The organism is Citrobacter sp. ABFQG (genome assembly GCF_004322975.1).
GTDB lineage: Bacteria > Pseudomonadota > Gammaproteobacteria > Enterobacterales > Enterobacteriaceae > Citrobacter > Citrobacter freundii.
Genome location: NZ_CP036435.1, coordinates 2,096,645 through 2,122,920, shown reverse-complemented (window position 1 = coordinate 2,122,920; position 26,276 = coordinate 2,096,645). Strand labels below are relative to the sequence as shown.

Sequence of the window (26,276 nt, the reverse complement as noted above, 5' to 3'; positions counted from 1 at the left end):
TAAGAGAATATTAGTGCGCGCCTTTCGCCTGCGCCACGATCTCTTCGACATTCTCAGGCATCGGCTCGTACGGCGTCTCTTTCGACGTTGGTTTGTCCTCTTTCAATGCTGCCAGCGCAGTTTTGATGGAGAACAGACCCAGCACCACAACGACTACCATGAAGAAGATGGTGAGACCCGCATCCAGGCGGTTGTTAAACACCAGCTGCGTCAGCTGCGACTGGGTGTACTGCGCCGGAATGTTACCACTGTCGATCATCGCCTGGAATTTGTTGGCGATAGCCAGGAAGCCGATTTTTGCATCCGGGCTAAACGCTTTCTGCCAGCCAGCGGTCAGGGTACAAATCAGCAGCCAGGCGGTTGGGACCAGTGCCACCCACGCGTAACGCTGGCGTTTCATCTTGAACAGCACCACAGCACAGAGCATCAACGCCATACCGGCCAGCATCTGGTTAGCAATACCAAACAGCGGCCACAGGGTATTAATACCACCCAGAGGATCCACCACGCCCTGGTGTAAGAAGTAACCCCAGGCCAGCACGCACAGCGCCGTCGCCAGCAGGTTCGCAGGCAACGAATCGGTACGTTTCAGGCCCGGTGACACCACGCCCAGCAAGTCCTGCAGCATAAAGCGCGCAGCGCGTGTACCGGCATCAACCGCCGTCAAAATAAACAAAGCTTCAAACAGAATGGCGAAGTGATACCAGAACGCCACATCCATCATGCCACCCAGCGCGCCATGCAGAATGTACGCCATCCCGACGGCCAGCGTCGGCGCACCACCTGCGCGGGAGATAATGGATTGTTCGCCGACATCGTTAGCGATCTGATGCAGCGTATCAGGCGTGATAACAAAACCCCAACTGCTGACTACCTGTGCCGCTGACGCAACCACATCGGTGGTTCCGGCAGGTGCCAGTACCGCCATTGGGCTGTTCATCGCAAAGTAAACGCCCGGGTCAATAACGCAGGCCGCCACCAGCGCCATAATGGCGACAAAGGATTCCATCAGCATCCCGCCATAGCCGATAAAACAGGCCTGACCTTCATTCGCCAGCATCTTCGGCGTGGTGCCGGAGGCAATCAGCGCGTGGAAACCAGAGACTGCGCCGCAGGCGATGGTAATAAACAGGAACGGGAACAGGTTACCGCTCCAGACCGGGCCGGTACCGTCAACAAACTTGGTCAGAGCTGGCATGGTCAGCGTCGGACGCATGATCAGAATCCCTACCGCCAGACCAACAATGGTGCCGATTTTCAGGAAGGTAGAGAGGTAATCACGCGGGGCCAACAGCAGCCACACCGGCAGCACGGCGGCGACAAAACCGTAGCCCACCAGCATCCAGGTCAGCTGTACGCCGGTAAAGTCAAAGTACGGTGCCCAGGTCGGGCTTTCCGCTACCCAGCCGCCGGAAATAATGGCAAACACCAGGAATACCAGACCAATAACCGACACTTCACCAATGCGGCCCGGGCGCAGATAGCGCAGGTAAATCCCCATAAAAATCGCCAGCGGGATAGTGAACGCTACGGTGTAAGTTCCCCACGGGCTGTGGGTCAGCGCTTTCACGACAATCATCGCCAGTACCGCGAGGATAATCACCATGATCATAAAACAGGCCACCAGCGCAATAACACCCGCCGTAGGGCCCATCTCTTCTTTCACCAGTTCGCCAAGGGAACGACCATCGCGACGGGTAGAAACAAACAGCACCATGAAGTCCTGCACCGCCCCTGCCAGTACCACCCCGGCGAGCAGCCAGATCATACCCGGCAGATAGCCCATTTGCGCCGCCAGCACCGGTCCAACTAACGGACCCGCTCCGGCAATCGCCGCAAAATGGTGACCAAACAGTACTTTTTTATCGGTGGGAACATAATCCAGACCATCGTTATGACGCACGGCTGGCGTCATACGCGTCGGGTCCAGCGCCAGTACATTTTTCGCGATGTACAGGCCATAGAAACGGTAAGCGATAAGGTAGACACAGACTGACGCCACGACTATCCACAACGCGTTGATCTGTTCACCACGATTTAACGCAATATATCCCAGGGCAAATGCTCCGATAACGGAGAGCAATGTCCAGAGGAGGTATTTCCCTGATTTATTCATAGTTGTTGTCCGTTTGCGTGATCCAGAAAGATGTTACATTTTGTTTCTATAACATCTTTCCTGATTTTAACAACCTGACAACCACATAAACCTGAGACATCACTGACTATTTACATTGCATTGTTAACTGGATCACTTCATTTACCTGTTAACTCTGCAATTTCATTTTACTTTGCCGGGTAACCTCACCCCATAACCGCCGTGCCTAAACGGCAGGTGCAGCAGCGTCGTCCCTGCTCATCAAAGATGACGATTTCCCAGCTTTGATTTTGACGCCCAAGATGCAACGGCTGACAAACGCCGCGTACTTTCCCCTGCGATACCGCCCGATGATGCGTGGCGTTTAGTTCCGTCCCCACCACACACTGCCCGTCGCGCGTCATCAGATAACCCGCCATCGAACCCAACGTTTCCGCCAGGGCCGCCGACGCGCCGCCATGCAGCAGGCCAAACGGCTGATGCGTTCGGCTATCCACCGGCATTTCGGCTTCCAGCACATCATCACCCAGTCGTGTATAGACCATTCCCAGATGCGCCACCATCGTGTTCTGACTGGTGGCATTGAGTTCATCCAGCGTCAAATGACGTTTCCAGATCATCGTCATGCCCCCAGCGTGGAACCGCCGTCCACCACGATATCCTGTAATGTAATGTGGCTGGCCAGATCGGAAGCGAGGAATAAAATAGTGTTGGTGATCTCTTGCGGCCGGGCGATTTTCCCCAGCGGAATCCCAAGCTTAAACTGCTCGCCAAATCCACGAATGCGCTGTTGCTCCGCGTCATCGCTGACCCACAGCGTACGCTGCATGTCGGTATCGGTCGAACCCGGAGAAACCACGTTACAACGCACACCGCTGCCTGCCAGTTCAAGTCCGACGGTCAGCGCCAGGCTTTTCAACGCGGCCTTTGAGGCACCGTAAGCACTCATGCCGATACGCGGCGTGTGCGCCGCATCCGACGCGACGGTCACGATCGCCCCGCCCTGCTGGCGACGAAACTGCGCCATCGTCTGCTGAAACAGATTGAACGCTCCGCCAACGTTAACCGCAAACGTCTGCTGCCACTCCTCAGCGCTTAGCGCATCGGTGGCACCCATACGCAAAATACCTGCGGCATTGACCAACACATCCAAACGCTCGCGCGCTTTGAGGACGCGCTGGCACACCTCAGCTACCTGTCCGGCATTCGCCACATCCAGCACTTCGGTCGTAAACGGGTAGTTATCCTGAGGAAATTCGCGATCGAATCCAGTCACCTCAGCACCTGCATTCGCAAACGCCAGCGCCGTGGTGTAGCCAATCCCTTTTCCCGCCCCGGTTACCCAGACGGTTTTCCCGGCAAAATCAAATCCGGCCATTACTTCACCTCGCGGGAGAGCAGCGCCCACCATGCGTCAATGGTCGGTTTTTTCGCCAACATCACGAAATCAATGTCACCATGAACCTTACGCCAGCGCGCCGCCAGCGCCATCATGCGCACGGAATCCAGCCCATAGTCGATCAGGTTTTCGTCATCCATCGGCTCTTCGGACTCATCCAGCAGCGGCAGAATAACGCTGCGCAACGCATCTTTACTGGCCGGAACCGGCGTCGGTAATAATTCCTGGGTCATAACCACACGCCCGGAACGTCCCGCCACGTATTTCAGCGACATCAAGTGTTCATCACGGCTAAAGTCCGCCAGCGCATCGGCAACCATAAACGGCTTGATGTCACGCATGAAAGCGTCAGTTGCGGTGGTCATACAGCCAATATGCGCATACACCCCGGTAATGATCAGTTGATTACGCCCGGTTTCCTTGAGCATCTGTTCAAGCGGGGAGCGATGAAATGCGCTATAACGCCATTTCACCAGAATGGTATCCGCTTCATCCGGCGCCAGCGCCTCAACAATCTTTTGTTGTTCCGGCGAACGCGTCAGGCCCGGTCCCCACATATCATTGAGCAGAGCGCGGTCTTCATCACTCTGCTCTTTCGGTTGAGCGGTGTAATACACCGGAATATTATGCTCTTTGCAGTACTGGCGCAGCGCGGCGATGTTCGCGACGACCTGCTCCATCATCGGACAGTTATCGCCCCAAAAGCCGATAAAATAATCCTGCATGTCGTGGATCAGCAGCGCGGCGCGTTCAGGGTCAAATGCCCAGTCGACTTTGTTCACCGGAATATCGAGCGCCGTTGGTAGCGCATAAGCCTGCAGTTTAGGAATTGCCATTTCTATTTCTCCTTCAGGCCAGTGAACGTGATGCCAGCCACTGACGTAATTGTTTTTTATCTACCTTCCCCACTGGAGTCAGCGGTAATGACTCAACGCACTCAACACGATCGGGTAATTTGAATTCCGCCACACCCTGTTCGCGCAGAAAACGGCGCACCTGAACCGCGCGCAGCGGCTCTTTTACCACTAGCCAGGCACAGCTTTTCTCGCCCATCAGTTCGTCATCCATACTGACCAGCGCTGCATGGATAACCATTGGATGGCGCAGCAGCAGGTTTTCAATCTCTTCAGCAGCGATCTTCTCCCCGCCGCGGTTGATCTGATCCTTTTCGCGTCCCTGAACGGTGATGTAGCCATCCGGATCGATAGCGATCAGATCGCCGGAACAGTAAAAGCCGTTGGCGTCAAAGGCGCTGGCATTATGCTCAGGGCTTTTGAAATAACCACGGAAGGTGTACGGACCACGTGTCATCAAGCGTCCGGTCTCTCCCTGGGCTAAGGGGTTGCCGTCAGCGTCTGCTACCCAGACTTCATCATCAGGACACATCGGGCGCCCCTGGGTATTGATGATGCGCTCAGGACTGTCGTCCAGACGGGTGTAGTTCACCAGCCCTTCCGCCATGCCGAAGACCTGCTGCAACTGGCAGCCAATCTCAGCCGGAATACGCGCCGCAAGCGTGGCGGAAAGTCTCGCTCCACCGACCTGTAGCAGTTTCAGCGAAGCCAGTTGCGCATTGCTGCCCCACTCCGCAATCGCCTGCAACCACAGGCTCACCGCAGGTGGCACCAGCGCCGTGACGTTAACCTGATGCTGTTCAATCAGCGGGAAACACAGGGTAGCGCTAGGGTCGGCCGCCAGCACGACGGTGCCGCCGGCCAGGAACACACCCAGCGCGCCTGGCGAACTCATGGCGTAGTTATGCGCCGCCGGGATTGCGCATAAATAACGCGTTTCCCCGGTGAAGCGGCAAATCTCATTGCTGCGACGCACGCTGTAGTAGTAATCGTTATGAGTGCGAGGAATCAGCTTTGGCGTCCCGGTCGTCCCGCCGGAAAGCTGGAAGTACGCCACCTCATCAGCGGGCGACGGTGTAGCCGTAAAATCAGTCGCAGGTTGGCTTATCGCCGTTTGCAGATTGTGTTCACCTTCGTCGTTGTGCAGTTGCACCACGCGCACTGAATTGTGTTCGGCCACAAAAGCGTTTAGAAAATCGTCCCCGCTAAACAGCGTATGCTGGCGATCGGCAATCAGCAGCGCCGGTTCAATCTGTTTGGCATAGGCGTTGAGTTCGTTACGCTGATGGCTGAACAGGGCCAACACCGGAGCTACGCCCAGCTTGAGTAACGCAAAGAAGGTGATATACAGCTCAGCCACATTGCCCAGTTGTACCAGCGCGGTTTCACCGGGTTTAATCCCTTGGCGACGCAAACTGCAGGCTAGATTGTTAGCGGCCTGATTCAGCTGGCGATAGCTCAGATGGCGTTCACCATCAATAACCGCCGTATGGTCGCTGTCGGCGTGACGGGTCAGAATGTCGGTCAGCGGCAAATCCTGCCAGTAACCTTTTTCACGATACCTGCGGGCAAACTCTTCCGGCCAGCGGGTGAATGGAATACTCATTATTGCTCCTTAAAACCAGTCCACAAGGCTCTTAATGCAGTCCAAAAACATTCAACATCGTGGAGAGCTTGGCCCCCGTTTCACGCCATTCCGCAACCGGGGAAGAGGCTGGAACAATTCCTGCTCCGGCAAAAAAACGCACCTGATTGCGCAGCAGCTTCGCACAGCGGATCGTCACTACCCACTCACCGTTACCTTCGGCATCACACCAGCCGACAATACCGCCGAACAGTTCGCGATCGAACGGCTCCAGCTCGGCGATAAGTTTGCGCGCAACCTGATGTGGGAAGCCGCTCAGCGCAGGCGTCGGGTGCAGCAGGCACGCCAGCGTCAGGGCGTTTTCCTGCGCGTTGGCTTTACCTTCAAACGGCGTGCCGAGGTGCCAGAGCGTCGGCGTAGTAACCAGCTGCGGAGAAGAAGGCAGTTGCAGTTCACGGCTGCGATCGCGCAATATCGTTTTCATAGCTTGCGTCACCAGTTCGTGCTCATGGCGGTCCTTCTCAGATGCCAGCAGGCGGATCCCTGCTTCGCGATCCAGCACATCATCAGGCTGACGACGTGCAGAGCCCGCCAGCGGCAGAGAACTGAAACGCTCGCCTTCTTTGCGCAGAAGCAATTCCGGGCTGGCACCAATCAATACGCCGCCGTCTTCAATCGGCACATGGAAGTTGTAGCTCGCTGGATTTTGCGCCACCAGACGCTCCAGCAGCGCACCGCTGTCAATGTTGGCATCGGTGGTGATATCGATCAGGCGTGACAACACCACTTTGTCGACTTCCGGAGTAGACGTCAGCGCAGCCGCCCGGGCGACCATATCTTCAAAAAAGTCCTGTTCCGGGATCGATTTACGTTCCACGACGTTCAGCGACTGATGCGCGGTAAAGTAACGTGATGATTGCTGCTTCGCCGTACGAGAAAAGCTCTGCCACGATTGGGGAATAAACAGCGATGATGGCTGGCGGGTATCAAAGGGAATCGCCCCGACCATGACAGGATTCGCGATACCCTGTGATTTGGCATCAGCAAACAGTGCGTTCATTTTTTGTTGGAAAGGGCTGTCTGGCGAATCGCCATCAATTGCCGGTTCCGCATAGCGGGCGAAGCATCCTGACGTCGTAAAACTACGGTACGGCGACATAAAGAAAAAACTGTCGGGAGCGAGCGTCGGCATAGTCTGCGTTTTTTCCTCGGCCAGTGACGTATCCATATCATCCTCCAAAAATGATAAAGGCTCTAATAATGATTATCATTTATATTTTCGGTCGCTAACCTAAAAGTAAAGCGGCGGTATGTCAACTCTTGTGGTAGCACAATGTGCGACTTTGGCTTGCATCCTTGCTCGCTAACAATGAAAATGAGAAGCATTACTTATACTGATAACAGGAAGCTGATTCGTGAGTCTCCCCTCTTTTTGCCGCACCGTGCTCTTACTGGCAGGTTTATCTCTTTCAGGAATTTCTTCAGGTCACGCCGCCGACTGGCCGCGTCAGGTTACTGACAGCCGCGGCACGCATACGCTGGAGCATAAACCGCAGCGAATTGTCTCCACCAGCGTGACCCTCACCGGTTCGCTGCTGGCGATTGATGCCCCGGTCATCGCCAGCGGTGCCACTACGCCGAACAATCGCATCGGCGATGCGCAGGGCTTTTTACGCCAGTGGAGCGAAGTGGCAAAAGAACGCAAACTGAGCCGCCTGTATATCGGCGAACCGAGCGCCGAGGCCGTCGCAGCTCAAATGCCGGATTTGATTCTGGTAAGCGCCACCGGGGGCGATTCTGCCCTCGCGCTGTACGATCAGCTGTCCACCATTGCGCCAACGCTCATCATTAATTACGACGATAAAAGCTGGCAGTCGCTGCTGACCCAGTTAGGTGAAATTACCGGTCAGGAGCAACAGGCTGCTGCGCGTATTGCCGAGTTTGATAAGCAACTACAGGCAGTTAAGCAACGTATTACCCTGCCACCACAGCCGGTCAGCGCGCTGGTATATACCGCCGCAGCGCACAGCGCCAACCTGTGGACGCCTGAGTCAGCGCAAGGCAAGCTGATGGAGCAGTTAGGGTTCACGCTGGCAACGCTGCCTGCCAACTTGCATACCAGCCAGAGTCAGGGCAAACGCCACGATATCATCCAGCTTGGCGGTGAGAACCTGGCGGCAGGCCTGAACGGCGAAGCGCTGTTCCTGTTTGCTGGCGACAGCAAAGATGCCGATGCTATTTATGCCAATCCGCTGCTGGCGCATCTGCCGGCCGTGCAGAACAAACGCGTTTACGCCCTGGGAACGGAAACCTTCCGTCTCGACTACTACAGCGCAACGCTGCTGCTGCAACGTCTTTCGGCTCTCTTTTAATCATCAGCGCCGGATGCGGCTAACGCCTTATCCGGCATTAACAGGTGTTTGCCGGAATCGGCGTACTTCCCTCAGCAACAGCAGCAATAGCAGACCAACAATCACCAACCCGAATCCACTCACACTTGCCGAAGCGACCGGCGTCATCATCGCACCCAGCCCGCCAAGCAGCGCCGCGCCAATCGCATCGCCGGTCACGTTCTGCGCAGTCCACAAACCGTTAATTCGCCCGAGCATCGCTTCCGGCGTCTGCGTCTGTAACAGGGTGTATTGCAACAACGAGCTGACCGCACTCAGCCAGCCAAACAGCGCCAGGCAAACAACCCCAAGCTCCCAGACTGGCATCAACCCAAACAGTCCGATAGCCAGGAACGACGCCACGGTCGATGCCAGCATGATCAGTCCCGGGCGAACGCTGTGCGCCAGTTGCCCGCTGGTCAATGCGCCCACTGCTGCGCCAAGAGGAATGGCCGCATACAGCAGACCAATTTGCGCGCTCGACATTTGCCAGTTAATCGCCAGCGCCGGATACAGCACGCGCACGGCGCTCGCCATGGTCAACAGACCGCCGAGCAGCGCAATGCCTCCAATCAGCGGGCTGACAAGCAGAAAGCGAAATGCTGCCAGCAGCGATTTCAACGGATGCTCGCGCGGCTGCGGCGGAGGCGGCAACGCGGGAAGGCTCAGCAACGGCAGTAAAGTAATGAAGGTCCCCGCCGCCGCCAGCCCGTAGTTCCAGGCCACGCCACCGGTCGCGAGCAACACCCCGCCAAGCATTGGCGAAATGACCGACCCCAGACGCACCGTCAGCATGGTAATCGCCCCGGCCTGCATCAGATTCTCCCGCCCAACCAGCGCCGGCGTCGCCGCCAGCAAAGCGGTTACACCCAGTGAGGCAAAGAAACCGTCCCATAAGCCAAGCAGATAAATTGCCAGTAACGACGGTTCGGGAAGTAACGCATTCAAACACAGGCCAATAAAGCCAATGCCACAGGTACCACGCGCCAGCAGGATCACTTTTTTACGCTCATAGCGGTCGGCCAGCACACCGCCCACCATCAGGCCAATAAACATTGCACTGCCGGTCAGCGTCACCGACAAACCGACCTGCCAGGTCGACTGGGTCATCATCTGGATTTGAACCGGAACCGCGACGCCGAGTAGCCCCAGAGAGACAATGGAAATAAAACGGGCGAGGAAGACTGCACGAAATGCAGGGTGGGTCTTTAACAGGCTGAGATTGAGCAGCCATGATTGTCGATTCATTACAGAGCCTTACCAGGTACTTTTTCAATATCCATTCGATGGCTGCACATGCTAACATATCCAAATAAGATCGATAACGATAATTACTATCATTATCAGGGAAGTTGATATGTCATGCTCTGTTTCCGCGACACGCGCCTTCGCCGTGCCCGGACTATTGTTATTACTTGTTCTGACCACGGTATTAAGTCTGGTTATTGGCGCCAAGTCGCTACCTGCCTCCGTGGTGCTGGATGCGCTCACCGGCAGTTGTCAAAGCGCTGATTGCACCATCGTGCTTGACGCGCGACTCCCACGCACGCTGGCGGGGCTGCTCGCCGGTGGTGCGCTGGGCCTGGCTGGCGCATTAATGCAAACGCTCACTCGTAACCCTCTAGCCGATCCCGGCATTCTGGGCGTCAACTCCGGTGCCAGCTTCGCTATTGTGCTGGGCGCCGCGCTGTTCGGCTTTTCCTCTGCGCAAGAGCAACTGCTGATGGCCTTTTGCGGTGCGCTGGCTGCGTCACTGATCGTAGCTTTTACCGGTAGTCAGGGCGGTGGGCAGTTAAGCCCGGTACGTTTGACGCTGGCGGGCGTTGCCCTGGGCGCGGTGCTGGAAGGATTATCCACCGGCATCGCCCTGCTCAACCCGGACGTTTACGATCAGTTGCGTTTCTGGCAAGCTGGCTCACTGGATATCCGCAGCCTGCAAACGCTGAAGGTTGTATTGGTACCAGTACTGATTGCCGCGGCTGTCGCACTGTTCCTCAGTCGCGCCCTGAATAGCCTGAGCCTCGGGAGCGACACAGCTACCGCGCTTGGTAGTAAAGTCGCTCGCACACAGTTTATTGGCCTGCTGGTGATTACCGTACTGTGCGGCAGCGCGACCGCGATTGTCGGTCCTATCGCCTTTATCGGCCTGATGATACCTCACATGGCGCGCTGGCTGGTGGGGGCGGATCACCGCTGGTCACTGCCCGTCACCCTGCTGGCAACCCCTTCTCTGTTACTGATTGCCGATATCATCGGTCGCCTGATTGTTCCCGGCGAGCTGCGCGTGTCGGTGGTCAGCGCTTTCATCGGCGCGCCGGTGCTTATCTTTCTGGTACGCCGTAAATCGCGCGGGGGTGGCGCATGATGCACCTCTCCCGCCGCCTGATAATCAGCAGCCTGCTGCTGGTTGCAGGTTGTCTCGTCATTGGTTTATGGAGCCTGCGTAGCGGCGTTGTTACGCTGGAAACCCAGCAAATTATTGCCGCCCTGCTCGGCGATGCGCCGCGCAGTATTACCCTGGTGGTGACCGAATGGCGTTTGCCACGCGTGCTCATGGCGCTATTGATTGGCGCAGCGCTCGGCGTGAGCGGCGCAATATTCCAGTCGCTGATGCGTAACCCGCTGGGTAGCCCGGATGTGATGGGCTTTAATACCGGTGCCTGGAGCGGTGTGCTGGTGGCAATGGTGCTGTTCGGACAGCATCTTACCGCGATCGCGCTGGCGGCCATGCTCGGTGGGATCCTGACTTCTCTGGTGGTCTGGGCGCTCGCCTGGCGCAATGGGATCGACACCTTCCGGCTAATTATTATTGGTATCGGCATACGCGCCATGCTGGTGGCGTTCAACACCTGGCTACTGCTGAAAGCATCATTAGAAACCGCGCTAACGGCTGGACTGTGGAACGCTGGATCGCTCAATGGCCTGACCTGGGCCAAAACCTGGCCGTCTGCCCCGCTGATTATCATCATGCTGGTATGCGCCACATTGCTGGTACGCCGGATGCGCTTACTGGAAATGGGTGATGACAGCGCCTGTGCGCTTGGTGTCAGCGTTGAGCGCTCGCGTCTGATGATGATGCTGGTTGCGGTTGTACTGACCGCTGCCGCCACCGCGCTGGCGGGTCCTATCTCGTTTATTGCCCTTGTCGCGCCGCATATCGCGCGACGTATAAGCGGCACATCGCGCTGGGGATTAACCCTGTCAGCGCTGTGCGGCGCGTTGCTGCTGTTGATGGCGGATTTATGCGCCCAACAGCTGTTTATGCCTTATCAGCTTCCGGTGGGCGTTGTCACCGTAAGCCTCGGCGGTATTTATCTTATCGTCTTGTTAATTCAGGAGTCCCGCAAAAAATGACCGAATCAGTAGCCCGTTTGCGTGGCGACCAGTTAACGCTGGGTTATGGCAAGTTTACCGTGGCGGAAAACCTCAATGTGTCGATTCCCGACGGTCACTTCACCGCGATTATCGGGCCAAATGGCTGCGGGAAATCGACATTGCTGCGCACGCTTAGTCGCCTGATGACGCCCGCGAACGGCAAGGTCTGGCTCGACGGCGAACATATTCAACACTATGCCAGCAAGGAAGTCGCCCGAAGAATAGGTTTGCTGGCGCAAAACGCCACCACGCCGGGAGATATTACGGTACAGGAGCTGGTTGCCCGCGGGCGCTATCCGCACCAGCCGCTGTTTACCCGCTGGCGGCAAGAGGATGAAATTGCAGTCTCAAACGCCATGCAGGCGACGGGTATCACCCACCTGGCATCACAAAGTGTGGATACCCTTTCCGGCGGACAACGTCAACGTGCATGGATTGCGATGGTGCTGGCGCAGGAAACGTCGATTATGCTGCTTGATGAACCCACCACCTGGCTGGATATCAGTCATCAGATCGATCTGCTGGAACTGCTGAGTGAGTTAAACCGGGAAAAAGGCTACACGCTGGCCGCCGTTTTGCACGACCTGAATCAGGCCTGTCGCTATGCGACGCATCTGATTGCGCTGCGAGATGGAAAAATTATTGCCGAGGGTGCACCGAAGGAGATCGTCACCGCGCAGCTTATTGAAAAAATCTATGGACTGCGCTGTATGATTATCGACGATCCAGTTGCCGGAACGCCGTTAGTAGTGCCGCTTGGACGCAGCAAATAACACGCGTTATCGTAAGGCGGCTGGCTTGCCGCCATACGATAATTCATCACACCAGTTGCTGATCAATAAACGTCATTTTTTGCTTACGCGACACCATGGCATAGTTCAGCAGAACGCCACCACACGCCACCATTCCACCCAGTAATGCGGCCAGAATAACGATCATTGATTTAGCCGGGCCATCTTTTTTCACCGGCAGCGAAGGCGTAAGTTGATATTTAAACGGTGTGAATTTTACGTCGCTCACATTCATCGCTAACAGTTGCTCAACGTGATACTGCCGATTACGTAATTCACCGTTAATTTCAGCAACATCCGTTACTGATTTTTCTATTTCTAATTTACGTTCGATGCCGTCAGCACCCAGTGAAATAGAGAAATCGGGATCATCCTTCACCGCCTGGCCATTACTGTAGACCGGCTTTTTAATCCCGGCGGCATTGGCAATCTCCAGCGAGTAGTTCAGTCGCTGGATATTTGCTTCCAGTTGGTTCTTGAGCCTGACGCGATCCATCTCCAGCCTTTCTTTTTCGAAGCTGGTTTTGATGGACAGTTTATTGCGAATATCTTCCAGCGTTTCTTTCACTACAATATCAGAAATATACTGGATATATCCCTTCAGCACAGACTGAGCTTCTTCGGCCTGAGGTGCGGTAAAACTCAGCGTCCATGAGGTATACAGCGAAGTTTCGTTCTTCTTACCCAGGTTAGTATCAACCGCTTTCATTTTCTCACTAAGCCTGACAATTGCCTGATGCAACTCCATTTCGTCGATATCAGCGCCTTTCAATTGATCCATCACGTAAGGTGAAGAGCGCAGATATTCTTCTAACAATGAAGGCGACTGGAATTTTTTGATAAACAGGTTAAACACATCACCACGGCTAACGCTAATATCCATATCCAGCACGCGCAATTTGGTCAACGTATTCTCGAGACTCTGCCACTGAACCGGTTCTGCGGGGGTCACGATTGCCTGACTGGTCCATTTTTGCGGAAGCAGGAAAGATACCAGAATACCCACACAAGCAAAGGCGAAAACGGTCGCGATAATTTTCGTTCTTGCTCGCCATAAGATTTCGATTAGGTTCACTAAATCGATTTCATTTGCGTTTGCCGATGGCTGAGGATAGCCAGTAAATTCCGAAACGTTATCTTGCTTAATATTTAATGATGACATGTTGCGTGACCTGAAAACTTTCCCAAAAGAAAAACATTTCTGTGGGGAGAGTCTACCAGCTAGTCAGAATAATCCGAAACACTCTTTGTGCTGGAAGCCCTACCAAAAATTATATTAGGAATTTATTCACCCCTTTAATCGCCCTCTGTCCCCAAGAAGATCAACTCCATAACATATCATTTACATTATGGAGTTATTCGATCGTTCCGATAACGAAATAAGTCTGGTTATACCGATTTATTGATCAGGGTGTTTATGATTGGCCCTATCACCTCAAACGAGGCGGGGGAAATAATATCAACATGCGCGCAGTCGTGGCGGTAAACATCCAGACTGGATATCCACGGGGCCCAGCTACGTTCAGGGCTGACACCCGGCACTAAGGTACGCTCAGCAACGAACAGCGTGGCGTGGCCTGCAAACGGCACGCTGTGTGCCGTCGTGAGCAGGCGAACCGCATCGGCATAGTTGCCTTCGATAGCGTTAAATAAGGCCTCTGACGCATTCCCCTGCTGCGTCGCCAGAAAGGCTTCGCGTTCACGCTCGATCTCCGCCAGCACCGCTGGATCCAACCCATTGGCCTCTTTTTCTTGCCAGTTTTGCGTCTCTGGCGGCCAGGTATCCAACAGACCGAGGAATGCAACCGACTCTCCTCTGGCATGTAAGCGCGCGGCGATCCCCTGAGCCAGCGTGCCGCCCAGCGAATAACCTAATAAATAGTAAGGTCCGTGAGGTTGTTGACTGAGCAGCGTTGCCAGGTGATGTTCGCATACCGAGTCGAGATTTTCCGCCGTCTGCATCGGGCCATCCGGTCGTGGCGACTGAATACCCATAATCGACCACTGAGGGCTGAGATAGCGCGACAGCACGCTAAACTGCCAGGCAAAACCCGACGCCGGATGGAAGCAGAACAACGTTGGGCCGTAACTTTCACGCAGTGGCAATAGCGTCTCAAATCCCAGACGCTGCGACTGTTCATCATCATTGCTCTCCAGCAATGCGCTCAGTTGTTCCACGGTGGAAGCCACCATAATCTGCCCGGGCGTCACCTGACGCTCAAAAATGCGGCTCAACTGCGCTGCCAGCTTCATCGCCAGCAGCGAATGCCCACCAAGCGCAAAGAAATCAGCCTCTACATCATTCACCTCACAATCCAGCAAGGCCGCAAAAGACTGCGCGATGGTGGTCTCAGTCCCTGTTCGCGGTGCGCGCCCGGAAACACGCGACATCAACTGCGGCATCGGTAGCGCTTTACGATCCAGTTTGCCGTTCGCGCTAAGCGGCAGCTCCGCCAGTTGTAACAATACCGTCGGTACCATGTGCGCAGGCAGTTTTTCGCGCAGACGTTCCCGCAACACAGTCGTATCCAGCGGCAAACCCGATTGCGACACCAGATACCCCACCAGTTGGCGCGCATCGCCGCCTGTCGCCGCAGCCTGGTTGAATACGCAGGCATGGGCAACGGCATGCTCGACATCAGGCAACTGCTGCATCACCCGGTCAATCTCGCCGAGCTCAATGCGCTGTCCACGAATTTTAAGCTGGTCATCGCTGCGCCCGAGGTATTCCACCGCGCCATTTTCCAGCCAGCGCGCCACATCTCCGGTACGGTACATACGTTCACCGACGTTAAACGGATCGGCGATAAAGCGGCTCGCCGTCAGATCCGGACGCCCCAGATAGCCTTGCGCCAGTTGGATCCCCGTCAGATACAGGTCCCCCGCTACGCCGAAAGGCACCGGGCGCATCATGGCATCCAGAATGCGTAAACCGGTATTCCAAACCGGATAGCCAATCGGCACGCTGTTGCCGGTTACGGCAGCGAGATCTTCTCCCCAGGCCGGATACCAGCTCACATCGACCGCAGCTTCCGTTGGTCCGTACAAATTGTGCAGTGGCGCATGAGTCAACTGCTCCCACTCACGGCATAAATCGGCTGGCAAGGCTTCGCCGCTGCAAAATACCCGTTTCAGAGAGGCACAACTCTCCCGCGCGGTTTCCGGCGTCAGTGAAGCGACAAAAGCGGCCAACATAGAGGGGACAAAGTGCGTGGTCGTCACCCCATAACGGGCAAAGAACTGCTGCATCACCAGCGGATCGCGGTGCGCTTCAGGTTCTGCCATGACCAGTTTTGCCCCGGCAATAAACGGCCAGAAAAACTCCCATACCGAGACGTCAAAACTGCATGGCGTTTTTTGCGCCACCACATCATCTGCGGTCAGCGGATAGTGATTTTGCATCCACAGCAGACGGTTAACGATGGCGGTTTGCCCAACCATCACCCCTTTTGGTCTACCGGTAGAACCGGAAGTAAAAATGATATAGGCCGTATGATTGGGTTGAGATAGCGCCAACGGAGCAGCATCTTCTGCTGGCAGCGGCGAGTCATAGCACAGACTTTCCAGCCCTGGGATATCGCTAAAACGCGCCAGTTGCTCTTCAGTCGCTATCAACAATTTTGGCTTCGCGTCTTCGAGCATCATCCGCAGGCGATCGTCCGGGTATCCGGTATCCAACGGCAGCCAGGCAGCTCCGGCTTCCACAATACCGTGCAGCGCCAGCGTCAGGAACACAGAACGCGGTAATGCCACAGCTACGCTGTCGCCAGGACGGACGCCGCGTTCGCGCAGAAGGCTCGCCAGCGCCACGACCTGCTGGCGCATTTCGCGATAGCTAAACTGATAACGGGCATCGGCCAGCGCCGGGGCATCCGGCGTTTTATCGGCCTGCTGTGTCACCAGTGCGCTAAGCGTAGTGAACGGGATCTCCACGGTCGTGTCGTTAATCTTCGCCAGCCGCTCATGTTCTGTAGGCAACAGCATCCCGGCGTCGCCGCAGCATAGCGACGGATTGTCAGCAAACTGCTCGATAAGCCCGATTAAACGCGAGGCATGCTGCGCCAGCGTTTCTGCATCGTAGCGCTGTTTATTGGCCAGGATTTCAATACTCAGCCCGCCGTTTTCATCCGGGAACAACGCCAGTTCAAGATCGTTCACCGGTCCTGTCGCCAGCGTATGAGTTTGCGCCTGAACGCCGGGAATATTCAGATGATAGTCGAATATTTTCACATTCAGCACCGGGCCAAACAGCGGCTCTGCACCGGCTGCACGCCCGCTGTCGCGAACGATTTGTTCGGCATCATAACGTTGATGCCGACGCATTTTCTTCAACTGTCCGGCCAGTCGTTGTGCAAGCGCAGGCAAGCTTTCTGCCGCATCCAGCCTCACACCAAATGGCAGTACATTTAAAACAGGTCCAGTGGACGTCAACGCTGCCGAGCCCATGCGCCGCATAAAGATAAACCCGGCGGCATAATCCATTCGGCTGCATAAACGTCCCAGCCACAATGCCACCAGCGCGAGGGCCAGATCCGCACGCTGAACGTCAGGCATGCGTGCCGCAAGTCGGCGAAACGCTCCTTCAGGCGCGGTTAACTTCATGCGAATAATATCCGCGCTGGCCGAGCGTCCCGGCAACGGATTGTTCGACAGCGAAGCAGGAGGTGGGAGTTGCTTTCGCTGATCGCGCCAGAAGGCGCCGTCGCCTTGCCAGGCATCACTTTGACGGTACTGTTGATACTCTTCCACCACCTCGGCGAACGGCGTAAAAGGCGAGTCTGGCGTAGACTCGCCATCTAGCCATGCGCGATAGATTGCGGCTATCTGGCGGGTAATGGCCGGGAAGCTGAAGCCATCGACCAGCAAATGATGGTAACGCTGATACCAATACCAACGTTTATCTCCCACCTGTATAAGCTGGTGAAAAACCAGCGGCTTATTGCCGTCAGCACGTATGTCCTGCTGCAGGTCTGCCTGCATCAACGCACGCGCCGCCTCATGTGGGTTGGATTTTTCGCGCAGATCGATGATTTCGGGTTGCGCAAAAGTGAGCGCAGGATCCACCCATTGCCAGACCTCGCCGTTATCTTCGCTAAACTGCATTCGCAAGGTATCGGCTTGCTCCAGGCCCGCCACAACCGCTTTCGCCAGCAACAACGCGTCCAGTTCGCCGGTTAATTCTACGTAGTGCGCCACGCTCCACGCCGAGGGCAATGTGGAGAGTTTTTCCGCCATCCAGATCCCCGGCTGAGCCGCCACTAACGGTAAACGCTGAGTCATGGAGCCTCCTGCACATCGACATAGTTCGCGGGCGTCAGCGTGGTCCAGTTTGCATCCAGCCATTGCTGGCAGGCTTCCTGGGATTGGGGTTCGCAAGCAATTTGCCAACCAGCAGGAAGTGAACACTGCTGCGGCCAAAGGCTAAACTGACGTTGGGGATTTTGCAGAATGTAAAACTGGCCCTGCGGATTATCGAAGGGGTTACTGAATTCCATACTCAACTCCTGTCGTGGAACGTCGTCCGGTTAAATCGTGTCGGTAAGCGGTTGCCAGAGCGTCATTAGCCCTTGCATCAGACCGCCGCGCCAACAAAGCGCATCGTGTCCACCATCAACCTGACGCCAGAAAATAGACTGTAGTGCAGAAGGTAACTGGGCATATAACGCCTGATTAGCGCGATAAATAATGGGCTCGCGGATCCCCGCTTCCAGTACAATACGCAGTCCCTGAGCGCTGATGGTCCCGGTCTTCAGTTGCTCGACGATCACTCCGTCCTGACCACCACCACGATGCGGCCACCAGTAAGAGCCCGACTGGCTAAGAACACAGCCAAAGCGCGCGGGCCAGTTCAGCCCGGCATACAGCGATGACAACCCGCCAAAACTTTGTCCGGCGACCACAGTACGCTGCGGATCGTCACTGAATGCGGTCGTCGTCTTCACCAGCGGCAACAGCTCCTCTTGTACCGCCAACCAAAAATCCGCGTTACACGGCAGTTCGCGGCTACGGTGAGCCGTGTCGATGGCATCAATCAGGAGATAAACGGCAGGAGGAAGGTGTCCACGATGCGTAAGTGAAGTTAGCGCAGGCCAGACCGGCATACTCTGTGCCCAAAACTGCCCATCCAGCAGGATAGCCAGCGGACGAGATTCCGCTTGGGCCTCTCCGGTGGTAAATACCCATACGCGACGCGTATTACCGAGCCTGGCGCTACGCCATTGCAGGCAAACTGCGGGTGAATCGGGGTTTTCAGGTCGATCCCATCCGGGCTGTACGGGCGCCTCCGGCATTTCCAGCGCAGACACCGCATGACCGCGACCGCCCTGCCAGCTCTGCGGATTAAGGGGATCGGCAATGGCCTGCGGCAGCAATTGCCGCCAGCCTTCACGCAGTACGCTTCGGTCAGGCGCTGCGCCCACCGCCAGCGAGGAAAAGATATCGTTTCGTGTTGTCGGGATAAAACAGTAGCTGCCGCGCCAGTTGGCGCTGAGAGAAACACGCCAGCACCAAACATTTGTTCCATCAATGCGTTGCATCGACTGAGGGGTAGCGTTTTGATGATGATCGGTGACGCCAGTGATATAGACCCACACGCGATGAATGGCTGACTCTTTCTCCGTTCCCTGCGGGTCACGCCACCAGAAGGTTACCCGATAATTTCCGTTGTCTTCACGCTCCCACTCCGGGCCTTTTTTTGACTGCCACCACGCCTCGCTTCCCATCTTTAACGTCGTCACCGCCATAACCCCATGTTTATTGTGAAATTTTATGATCTAGCGTGAAATATATTGATAATATTATTGATAACTATTTGCATTTGCAATAGCGTATTGTCGCGCTGTGGGAAGCGCGCACAGTTTTTCACCACTTATAAACCGACCTGGCGCTGCGTACTTTTTCTGGAATGGATAGTTTACGCAGATGCGGGCGACATCAGACCAAATGCCGCACCGAGGCACATTGGTACTCGTGGCTAAAAGAACAGCAGGACATACAATGAACAACAAGATTCATTCACTGGCCTTATTGGTCAATTTAGGGATTTACGGGGTAGCCCTGCCAGCAATGGCAGAAGATCAAACCGATAGCGTAGCTGTCTCTCATGAAGACACCATCGTCGTTACCGCCGCCCAGCAGAACCTACAGGCGCCGGGCGTGTCAACCATTACCGCTGATGAAATTCGTAAGAACCCTCCCGCTCGCGATGTGTCGGAAATCATCCGTACCATGCCTGGCGTTAACCTGACCGGTAACTCAACCAGCGGTCAGCGCGGCAACAACCGCCAGATCGATATTCGCGGCATGGGGCCAGAAAACACCCTGATTTTGATCGACGGTAAACCGGTTACCAGCCGTAACTCCGTACGCCAGGGCTGGCGCGGCGAGCGTGATACCCGCGGCGATACCGCCTGGGTTCCACCGGAAATGATTGAGCGTATTGAAGTGCTGCGCGGTCCTGCCGCGGCACGCTATGGCAATGGCGCAGCTGGCGGCGTGGTGAATATCATCACCAAAAAAGGCAGCAATGAATGGCACGGTTCCTGGGATACCTATTTCAACGCCCCGGAACACAAAGACGAAGGATCGACCAAGCGCACCAACTTTAGCCTGAATGGTCCAATGGGTGGGGATTTCAGCTTCCGCCTGTACGGTAATCTCGATAAAACCCAGGCCGACGCATGGGACATCAACCAGGGTCATCAGTCAGAACGTACCGGCACATATTCAAATACCTTACCAGCCGGTCGTGAAGGGGTGATCAACAAAGACATTAACGGTGTGGTTCGCTGGGATTTCGCCCCACTCCAGTCACTGGAGCTGGAAGCCGGTTATAGCCGTCAGGGCAACCTGTATGCGGGCGACACTCAAAACACTAACACCAACCAACTGGTGAAAGATAACTACGGGAAAGAGACCAACCGTCTTTACCGTCAGAACTATTCTCTGACCTGGAATGGCGGCTGGGATAACGGCGTCACCACCAGCAACTGGGTACAGTACGAACATACACGTAACTCCCGTACGCCTGAAGGTCTGGCGGGCGGTACTGAGGGTATCTTCGACCCGAATGCGTCACAAAAATATCTCGATGCCGACCTGAGTGACGTCATGCTGCACAGTGAAGTCAGCATTCCGTTAGATCTGCTGGTCAACCAAAACCTGACGCTTGGTACCGAATGGAACCAGCAACGCATGAAGGACATGTTGTCCAATTCACAGACCTTTATGGGCGGTGATATTCCAGGTTCGAGCAGTACCAACCGTAGCCCATACTCAGACGCAGAGATTTTCTCTCTGTTTGCTGAAAACAACATGGAACTGACCGACAGCACCATGTTGACGCCGGGTCTGCGTTTCGACCACCACAGCATCGTTGGCGACAATTGGAGCCCATCTCTGAACCTGTCCCAGGGTCTGGGTGATGACTTCACGCTGAAGATGGGGATTGCGCGAGCCTATAAAGCACCAAGCCTGTACCAGCTCAACCCGAACTACATTCTGTACAGCAAAGGCCAGGGTTGCTACGCCACCGGTTCCGCGACGGGCATTGGTTGCTACATGATGGGCAACGATGACCTGAAGGCCGAAACCAGTATCAACAAAGAGATTGGTCTTGAGTTCAAACGTGACGGCTGGCTGGCCGGGGTAACCTGGTTCCGTAACGATTACCGCAACAAGATTGAAGCGGGTACGGTACCGTTCGACAGAACGTCTATCACCAGCAAAGGGAAGACGACTTACACTGATATCTATCAGTGGGAAAACATTCCTAAAGCAGTGGTTGAGGGTCTGGAGGGTACGTTGAACGTACCGGTTAGCGAAACCGTTAACTGGACCAACAACATTACCTACATGCTGCAAAGTAAGAATAAAGAGACCGGCGAGCGCTTGTCGATTATTCCTGAATACACGCTGAACTCAACGCTGAGCTGGCAGGCGCGTGAAGATTTATCGCTGCAGTCAACCTTCACCTGGTACGGTAAACAGCAGCCGAAGAAATACGATTACCAGGGTAAACCGGTAACCGGTAGTTCGGCGAGTGAAGTCAGCCCGTACAGCATCGTCGGCCTGAGCGCGACCTGGGATGTGACGAAAAATGTCAGCCTGACTGGCGGCGTGGATAACGTCTTCGACAAACGTCTGTGGCGTGAAGGCAATGCCCAGACCACGGGCGATATTGTAACCGGGAACTATATGGCGGGCGCTGGCGCGCACACCTATAACGAACCGGGCCGGACGTGGTTCATGAGCGTTAATACGCACTTCTGATAACGTTTCTCCCTCTCCTCGCTACGGGGAGAGGGAAACAATAACGACGATGCACACAACGCACACAACGCTCACTTTCGCAGACCACACGCTGCACATTATCGAGTTCGATCCCGACACCTTCCAAGAGCACGACCTGTTCTGGCTCCCCCACCATACTCAGCTTCAATCCTGTGGACGTAAGCGTAAAGCTGAGCACTTAGCGGGGCGTATTGCCGCAGTACATGCATTACGTGAATACGGTATCAAAACTGTGCCTGGCATCGGCGGGCAGCGACAACCGCTGTGGCCACAAAAGTTGTTTGGCAGCATCAGCCACAGTACGTCAACTGCGCTGGTGGTGGTATCGACGCATCCCGTCGGACTGGATATAGAAGCTATTTTTACGCCACAAACCGCAGTTGAGCTGACTGGCGGTATTATCGATAACTGTGAACAACGGCTTTTACAGTTCAGTTTGGTTCCCTTTCCGCTCGCCTTAACCTTGGCGTTTTCCGCCAAAGAGAGCGTGTATAAAACATTTTCCGCGCAGGCATCGGAGCTGCCGGGATTTGCCAGCGCCAAAATAGTTGCACTCACAGCGACACACTTAACGGTGCAAATCACCCCGTCATTTTCGCAAAACCTCGCCGGGCAGGAAGTTAATGTTCGCTGGTTTCAGCATGATGAAAACATCATTACTCTGTGTGAAGCGACTTTGTAACAAAGTCCGCCATTGACCGGCGTTGCCGCCCGTGTTCATCAAAGTTCTCCGCAGCCAGCCAGCGCTGTAACACGGCGTCACACTGGGGCCATTCGCCGTCAATCATCGATAACCAGTCGCTGTCGCGATTGCGGCCCTTACGCACAATCTTCTGGCGAAAGCGTCCTTCGAAGATAAACCCAAGGCGCTCCGCTGCCCGTCGAGAAGCGGTGTTCAAAGAATCGCATTTCCACTCCACGCGACGATAACCCAACGCAAACGCCTGGCGCAGCAGCAGCCAGATGCTTTCGGTACCAAGTACCGTATTTTTCATGCGCGGTGACCAGGTCACATGACCAATTTCGACCGAACCGTGCTCGCGTTCGATCGCCATAAAACACACCAGTCCGACGGCACGTCCGAAACGCTGCTCAATGACGGCATAGGGAACCAGAGAGGCATCAGTGGATTTCCCCTCAACCCAACAAGCTGCAGCCTCAACGCTTGTGGGGCGAGAGCTTGCAAGCCAGGTCCAGTCGCGATCGTCCGGTGCCTGCGCGTAGGCATCAAACAGATCGGCGGCATGGCTGTCGGCATCCAGAGGAACCAGTCGACAATATTGACCGACAAGCGTTTCCCGTGGCAGTGCGGCAGCGCCATTCCAGTCCGGCACAACATCGCCGACGGTCTGCCCATAAAGATTTATTTCCGGCACGATTCAACCCCAGTTGCGAAGTAAAAAATAGTTATAACACCAGCTATTTCACCTTCAAAGCGTCACCAGGGAATATCTGACAACGAACAGAAAATCAGCCGCCCTTCTATACTGATTAAAAATCAACGCTGAAGAGAGTCTTATGCCACTTCCCGATTTTCATGTTTCTGACCCTTTCACGTTAGGCATTGAACTGGAAATGCAGGTGGTCAATCCTCCGGGCTACGACCTGAGCCAGGATTCTTCCCGGCTGATTGACGCCGTAAAGCCGCTGCTTACCGCCGGAGAAGTCAAGCACGATATCACGGAAAGTATGCTGGAGATGGCGACCGGAGTTTGTCGTAATATCGACCAGGCGAGTGCTGAATTATCCGCCATGCAGCAGATAATCACGCGGGTTGCTGCAGAGCAGCACCTCGCCATTTGTGGCGGTGGTACGCATCCATTTCAAAAATGGCAACGTCAGGAAGTCTGCGATGACGAACGCTATCGGCGTAACCTGGAAAATTTCGGTTATCTCATTCAGCAGGCGACGGTATTTGGCCAGCATGTGCATATCGGCTGCGCAAACGGCGACGATGCCATATACCTTCTGCATGGCCTGTCGCGATTTGTTCCGCATTTTATTGCGCTCTCTGCCGCTTCACCTTATATGCAGACGTCCGACACGCGGTTTGCCTGCGCGCGACTGAATATATTCTCCGGATTTCCCGATAATGGCCCGATGCCATGGGTGAATAACTGGCAGGAATTCGAGGGGCTATTCCGTCGACTGGCTTACACCAGCATGATTGATAGTATTAAAGATTTACACTGGGATATCCGTCCCAGCCCACACTTTGGCACGGTAGAGGTTCGGGTAATGGATACGCCGCTGACCCTTGATCATGCGGTCAATATGGCAGGGCTTATTCAGGCTACCGCCCACTGGTTACTCACCAAACGTCCGTTCAAGCACCAGGAGCGTGATTACCTGTTGTATAAATTCAATCGTTTTCAGGCCTGTCGCTTTGGTATGGCGGGAATCATCACCGACGTCAATACCGGCGACGGTTGTCGCTTGTCAGATGATACATTGCGACTACTGGAGAATGTTGCTGTCTCTGCGGATAAAGTGGGCGCGGCCAGCGCGATTGAAGCCTTGCATCTGCAGGTTAAGCATGGTCATGACGAGGCGCAAAACATGCGTGACTTCGTCGCCGAAGGCGGGTCGCTGAGTGGTCTGGTGAAAAAACATTGTGAGATTTGGGCCGGGCTGTAAACGTGGCGTTTGCGTTGCCCACAGAGATCCCGGACAATGGCTTTTTAACTCAAGTTTAACAATACCATGAAACACCCGCTTGAATCACTGATGACCGCCGCCGGGATCCTGTTGCTGGCATTTTTGTCCTGTCTGCTGCTGCCCGCCCCCTCAGTTGGCCTGGTACTGGCGCAAAAATTCGTGGCCACCTTTCATTTGATGGATCTCAACCAGTTTTATACTTTGCTGTTTTGTCTGTGGTTTTTACTGCTGGGGGTGATTGAGTATTTCGTTTTGCGCTTCATATGGCGGCGCTGGTTCTCGCTGGCGGATTAGGCCCGCGAGAACCCTTAGCTGTTAATGCGTTCGGCTATGATTTTCTTTGCGATAAGCGCCCGGCGGCTGGCTGAACGTACGGGTGAAAATACGCGTAAAGGTCTGCTGCGAATCGAATCCGTATTTCAAACAGATGTCGTACACTTTCTGGTCGGTATCGCGTAGATCGCGCGCGGCCAGTAGCAGCTTGCGTTCCCGAATGTAACGCCCGAGGCTTTCGCCTTTATACTGCATAAAAAGACGCTGCAGGTGCCATTTTGAATATCCCGCATGGCGTGCAATATCATCAATGCGCAATGGTTGATTCAAATTATCATCAATCCATTCAACAATCGTATCAATTACCTGAGCAGAAATCGTCATCATGCTCTCCCCTGTATTCATTGAGTCACCTGTTGCCACCAGGCCGTAAACAGTTGGTCCGGTGCGGACAGTATTACCGGTTCACCCAGCATTGGCGTCAGCAATCGGTAATCGTAACGACGGCTGGCAAGCGCCAGTCGTTTGTAAGGATCATCCCAGGTATGTTTCGCCAGAACGAAACGACCTGCATGCCCTGGTAGAACGGCTTTCGCATGCAGATCGACCGCAGCCTGTGCCGTCTCTTCCGGCATCATGTGAATAAACTTCCAGTCATGGTCATACTGGCCGTTCTCCATAATCGCCAAATCAACCGAGCCAAACTGCTCGCCGATGGCTTTAAAATGCGGTCCATAGCCGGAATCGCCGCTGTAATAAACGTTCTGCTCCGGCGTTTCAAACATGAAACTCGCCCATAGCGTCTGATTGCGCTTGATGCCTCTCCCCGAAAAATGACGGGCTGGCAACGCATGAACGATCAGCGAATCCGTTACTCTGATGGATTGATTCCAGTCCATCTCGTCGATTATCTCGCCGCGCATTCCCCAATAACGCAGATGTGACCCTACGCCAAGCGGCGTAATCACCCGCTTAATTTTCGGCATCAACGCCTTGATCGTGGCAAGATCCAGATGGTCATAGTGATCGTGCGAGATAATGAGCAGATCGATCTCCGGCATCGTCTGTGCGGACCACGGATAATCACCGGCAAAGGCTTTGTTCAGGAATGAAAGCGGTGCGGCATAGTTGCTAAACACGGGATCGATCAGGATACGTTGACCCGCCAGTTGCAAATACCACGAAGAGTGACCCAGCCAGACAAGCGTGTCCTGCTCTGGAGATAACCCGGCGAGATCGGTCGCCACCAATGGCAACGGATGTGCTGGCCGCGCATTTTCGCGCTTAGCGACCAAAAACTCCCACCAGGCAGCCAGCATACTTTTGTTGCCGGTATAGCCCGGTGTTGGTACCTGGTTATGAAACTGTCCATCACGATAGTGCGGTGACTGTTCAACCTGACTCAGCTGTGCCCCTTTCGGTGCCTGACCAAACCCGGCATTGAGTAAAAACGGTAAACTTGCAGCTGCGCCAATGAGCATAATAACAACCACACAAACTGTGAGACGCTTCATATCCTGACCTTAAACACGCCCCCTTTCCGCTGGTTTGCGTGACTGACTCTT

General features: G+C 54.9%; 22 protein-coding genes. 8 read left to right on the top strand and 14 right to left on the bottom strand.

Annotated elements, in window-relative coordinates:
- Positions 1 to 10: 10 nt before the first annotated feature.
- From cstA to entC, 6 genes are all read right to left on the bottom strand, one after another.
- The gene (gene cstA, locus WN16_RS10240; RefSeq protein WP_032936900.1) at positions 11 to 2,116 is read right to left on the bottom strand and encodes a pyruvate/proton symporter CstA; all 2,106 of its coding nucleotides are present in this window, start codon (positions 2,114 to 2,116) and stop codon (positions 11 to 13) included.
- 185 nt (positions 2,117 to 2,301) lie between these two features.
- Positions 2,302 to 2,715: a proofreading thioesterase EntH gene (gene entH, locus WN16_RS10235; protein ID WP_003022055.1), complete on the bottom strand. Its 414-nt coding sequence runs from the start codon at positions 2,713 to 2,715 to the stop codon at positions 2,302 to 2,304.
- Between the two features lie 2 nt (positions 2,716 to 2,717).
- A complete protein-coding gene (entA, locus tag WN16_RS10230) occupies positions 2,718 to 3,473 on the bottom strand; it encodes a 2,3-dihydro-2,3-dihydroxybenzoate dehydrogenase EntA (protein ID WP_003022049.1) in 756 nt (251 codons plus the stop codon).
- On the bottom strand, positions 3,473 to 4,330 hold the full coding sequence (locus WN16_RS10225) for an isochorismatase (protein WP_003847431.1): 858 nt from the start codon (positions 4,328 to 4,330) through the stop codon (positions 3,473 to 3,475). Before WN16_RS10225 ends, entA begins: the two co-directional genes overlap by 1 nt.
- Before the next feature lie 13 nt (positions 4,331 to 4,343).
- Entirely contained in the window at positions 4,344 to 5,954 is a 1,611-nt protein-coding gene (gene entE, locus WN16_RS10220) for a (2,3-dihydroxybenzoyl)adenylate synthase EntE (protein WP_003847432.1), read from the bottom strand.
- 31 nt (positions 5,955 to 5,985) lie between these two features.
- The gene (entC, locus tag WN16_RS10215) at positions 5,986 to 7,161 is read right to left on the bottom strand and encodes an isochorismate synthase EntC (protein ID WP_044699498.1); all 1,176 of its coding nucleotides are present in this window, start codon (positions 7,159 to 7,161) and stop codon (positions 5,986 to 5,988) included.
- 187 nt (positions 7,162 to 7,348) lie between these two features.
- Here entC and fepB point away from each other — a divergent pair, with 187 nt between their 5' ends.
- Positions 7,349 to 8,305 (top strand): Fe2+-enterobactin ABC transporter substrate-binding protein, encoded by a 957-nt coding sequence (fepB, locus tag WN16_RS10210; protein ID WP_044699495.1) that lies wholly within the window; start codon positions 7,349 to 7,351, stop codon positions 8,303 to 8,305.
- 27 nt (positions 8,306 to 8,332) lie between these two features.
- Here fepB and entS read toward each other — a convergent pair whose 3' ends face one another.
- The gene (entS, locus tag WN16_RS10205) at positions 8,333 to 9,571 is read right to left on the bottom strand and encodes an enterobactin transporter EntS (protein ID WP_044699494.1); all 1,239 of its coding nucleotides are present in this window, start codon (positions 9,569 to 9,571) and stop codon (positions 8,333 to 8,335) included.
- 109 nt (positions 9,572 to 9,680) lie between these two features.
- Between entS and fepD the strand changes: the two genes are divergently transcribed.
- The 3 genes from fepD to fepC are packed head-to-tail and all read left to right on the top strand — an operon-like array spanning position 9,681 to position 12,471.
- Positions 9,681 to 10,688 (top strand): Fe(3+)-siderophore ABC transporter permease, encoded by a 1,008-nt coding sequence (gene fepD / locus WN16_RS10200; protein WP_003835646.1) that lies wholly within the window; start codon positions 9,681 to 9,683, stop codon positions 10,686 to 10,688.
- Positions 10,685 to 11,677, top strand: coding sequence for an iron-enterobactin ABC transporter permease (fepG, locus tag WN16_RS10195; protein ID WP_003022026.1), 993 nt, complete (start codon positions 10,685 to 10,687; stop codon positions 11,675 to 11,677). The genes fepD and fepG overlap by 4 nt, the downstream gene beginning before the upstream one ends.
- Positions 11,674 to 12,471, top strand: coding sequence for an iron-enterobactin ABC transporter ATP-binding protein (fepC, locus tag WN16_RS10190; RefSeq protein WP_003022023.1), 798 nt, complete (start codon positions 11,674 to 11,676; stop codon positions 12,469 to 12,471). Before fepG ends, fepC begins: the two co-directional genes overlap by 4 nt.
- 46 nt (positions 12,472 to 12,517) lie before the next feature.
- Here fepC and wzz(fepE) read toward each other — a convergent pair whose 3' ends face one another.
- The 4 genes from wzz(fepE) to fes form a co-directional block, all read right to left on the bottom strand.
- Complete coding sequence (wzz(fepE), locus tag WN16_RS10185; protein WP_044699491.1) at positions 12,518 to 13,651, bottom strand: LPS O-antigen length regulator Wzz(fepE); 1,134 nt, start codon at positions 13,649 to 13,651, stop codon at positions 12,518 to 12,520.
- Between the two features lie 227 nt (positions 13,652 to 13,878).
- Entirely contained in the window at positions 13,879 to 17,769 is a 3,891-nt protein-coding gene (gene entF, locus WN16_RS10180) for an enterobactin non-ribosomal peptide synthetase EntF (RefSeq protein ID WP_044699489.1), read from the bottom strand.
- Complete coding sequence (locus tag WN16_RS10175) at positions 17,766 to 17,984, bottom strand: MbtH family protein (RefSeq protein ID WP_003835654.1); 219 nt, start codon at positions 17,982 to 17,984, stop codon at positions 17,766 to 17,768. Before WN16_RS10175 ends, entF begins: the two co-directional genes overlap by 4 nt.
- A 30-nt stretch (positions 17,985 to 18,014) precedes the next feature.
- Positions 18,015 to 19,232, bottom strand: coding sequence for an enterochelin esterase (gene fes / locus WN16_RS10170; protein ID WP_072213447.1), 1,218 nt, complete (start codon positions 19,230 to 19,232; stop codon positions 18,015 to 18,017).
- Positions 19,233 to 19,485: 253 nt separating this feature from the next.
- Here fes and WN16_RS10160 point away from each other — a divergent pair, with 253 nt between their 5' ends.
- Together WN16_RS10160 and entD are read left to right on the top strand one after the other, a co-directional pair.
- Complete coding sequence (locus WN16_RS10160; RefSeq protein ID WP_003835658.1) at positions 19,486 to 21,759, top strand: TonB-dependent siderophore receptor; 2,274 nt, start codon at positions 19,486 to 19,488, stop codon at positions 21,757 to 21,759.
- 49 nt (positions 21,760 to 21,808) lie between these two features.
- Positions 21,809 to 22,462: an enterobactin synthase subunit EntD gene (gene entD, locus WN16_RS10155; protein WP_088169015.1), complete on the top strand. Its 654-nt coding sequence runs from the start codon at positions 21,809 to 21,811 to the stop codon at positions 22,460 to 22,462.
- Here the strand turns inward: entD and WN16_RS10150 are convergent.
- Positions 22,437 to 23,156, bottom strand: coding sequence for a GNAT family protein (locus WN16_RS10150; protein WP_044699486.1), 720 nt, complete (start codon positions 23,154 to 23,156; stop codon positions 22,437 to 22,439). The two genes, entD and WN16_RS10150, sit on opposite strands and share 26 nt — an antisense overlap.
- A gap of 142 nt (positions 23,157 to 23,298) precedes the next feature.
- On the opposite strand from WN16_RS10150, the gene WN16_RS10145 reads away from it, so the two are divergent.
- Both WN16_RS10145 and WN16_RS10140 read left to right on the top strand, forming a co-directional pair.
- Positions 23,299 to 24,417, top strand: coding sequence for a YbdK family carboxylate-amine ligase (locus tag WN16_RS10145; RefSeq protein ID WP_044699485.1), 1,119 nt, complete (start codon positions 23,299 to 23,301; stop codon positions 24,415 to 24,417).
- A 66-nt stretch (positions 24,418 to 24,483) separates the two neighbouring features.
- Complete coding sequence (locus tag WN16_RS10140) at positions 24,484 to 24,732, top strand: DUF1158 domain-containing protein (protein WP_003835669.1); 249 nt, start codon at positions 24,484 to 24,486, stop codon at positions 24,730 to 24,732.
- A 21-nt stretch (positions 24,733 to 24,753) separates the two neighbouring features.
- On the opposite strand, the gene WN16_RS10135 is transcribed toward WN16_RS10140, so the two are convergent.
- Positions 24,754 to 25,095 (bottom strand): RamA family antibiotic efflux transcriptional regulator, encoded by a 342-nt coding sequence (locus WN16_RS10135; protein ID WP_003021996.1) that lies wholly within the window; start codon positions 25,093 to 25,095, stop codon positions 24,754 to 24,756.
- Between the two features lie 17 nt (positions 25,096 to 25,112).
- Positions 25,113 to 26,225 (bottom strand): MBL fold metallo-hydrolase, encoded by a 1,113-nt coding sequence (locus tag WN16_RS10130; RefSeq protein WP_003835671.1) that lies wholly within the window; start codon positions 26,223 to 26,225, stop codon positions 25,113 to 25,115.
- Between the last annotated feature and the right edge of the window lie 51 nt (positions 26,226 to 26,276).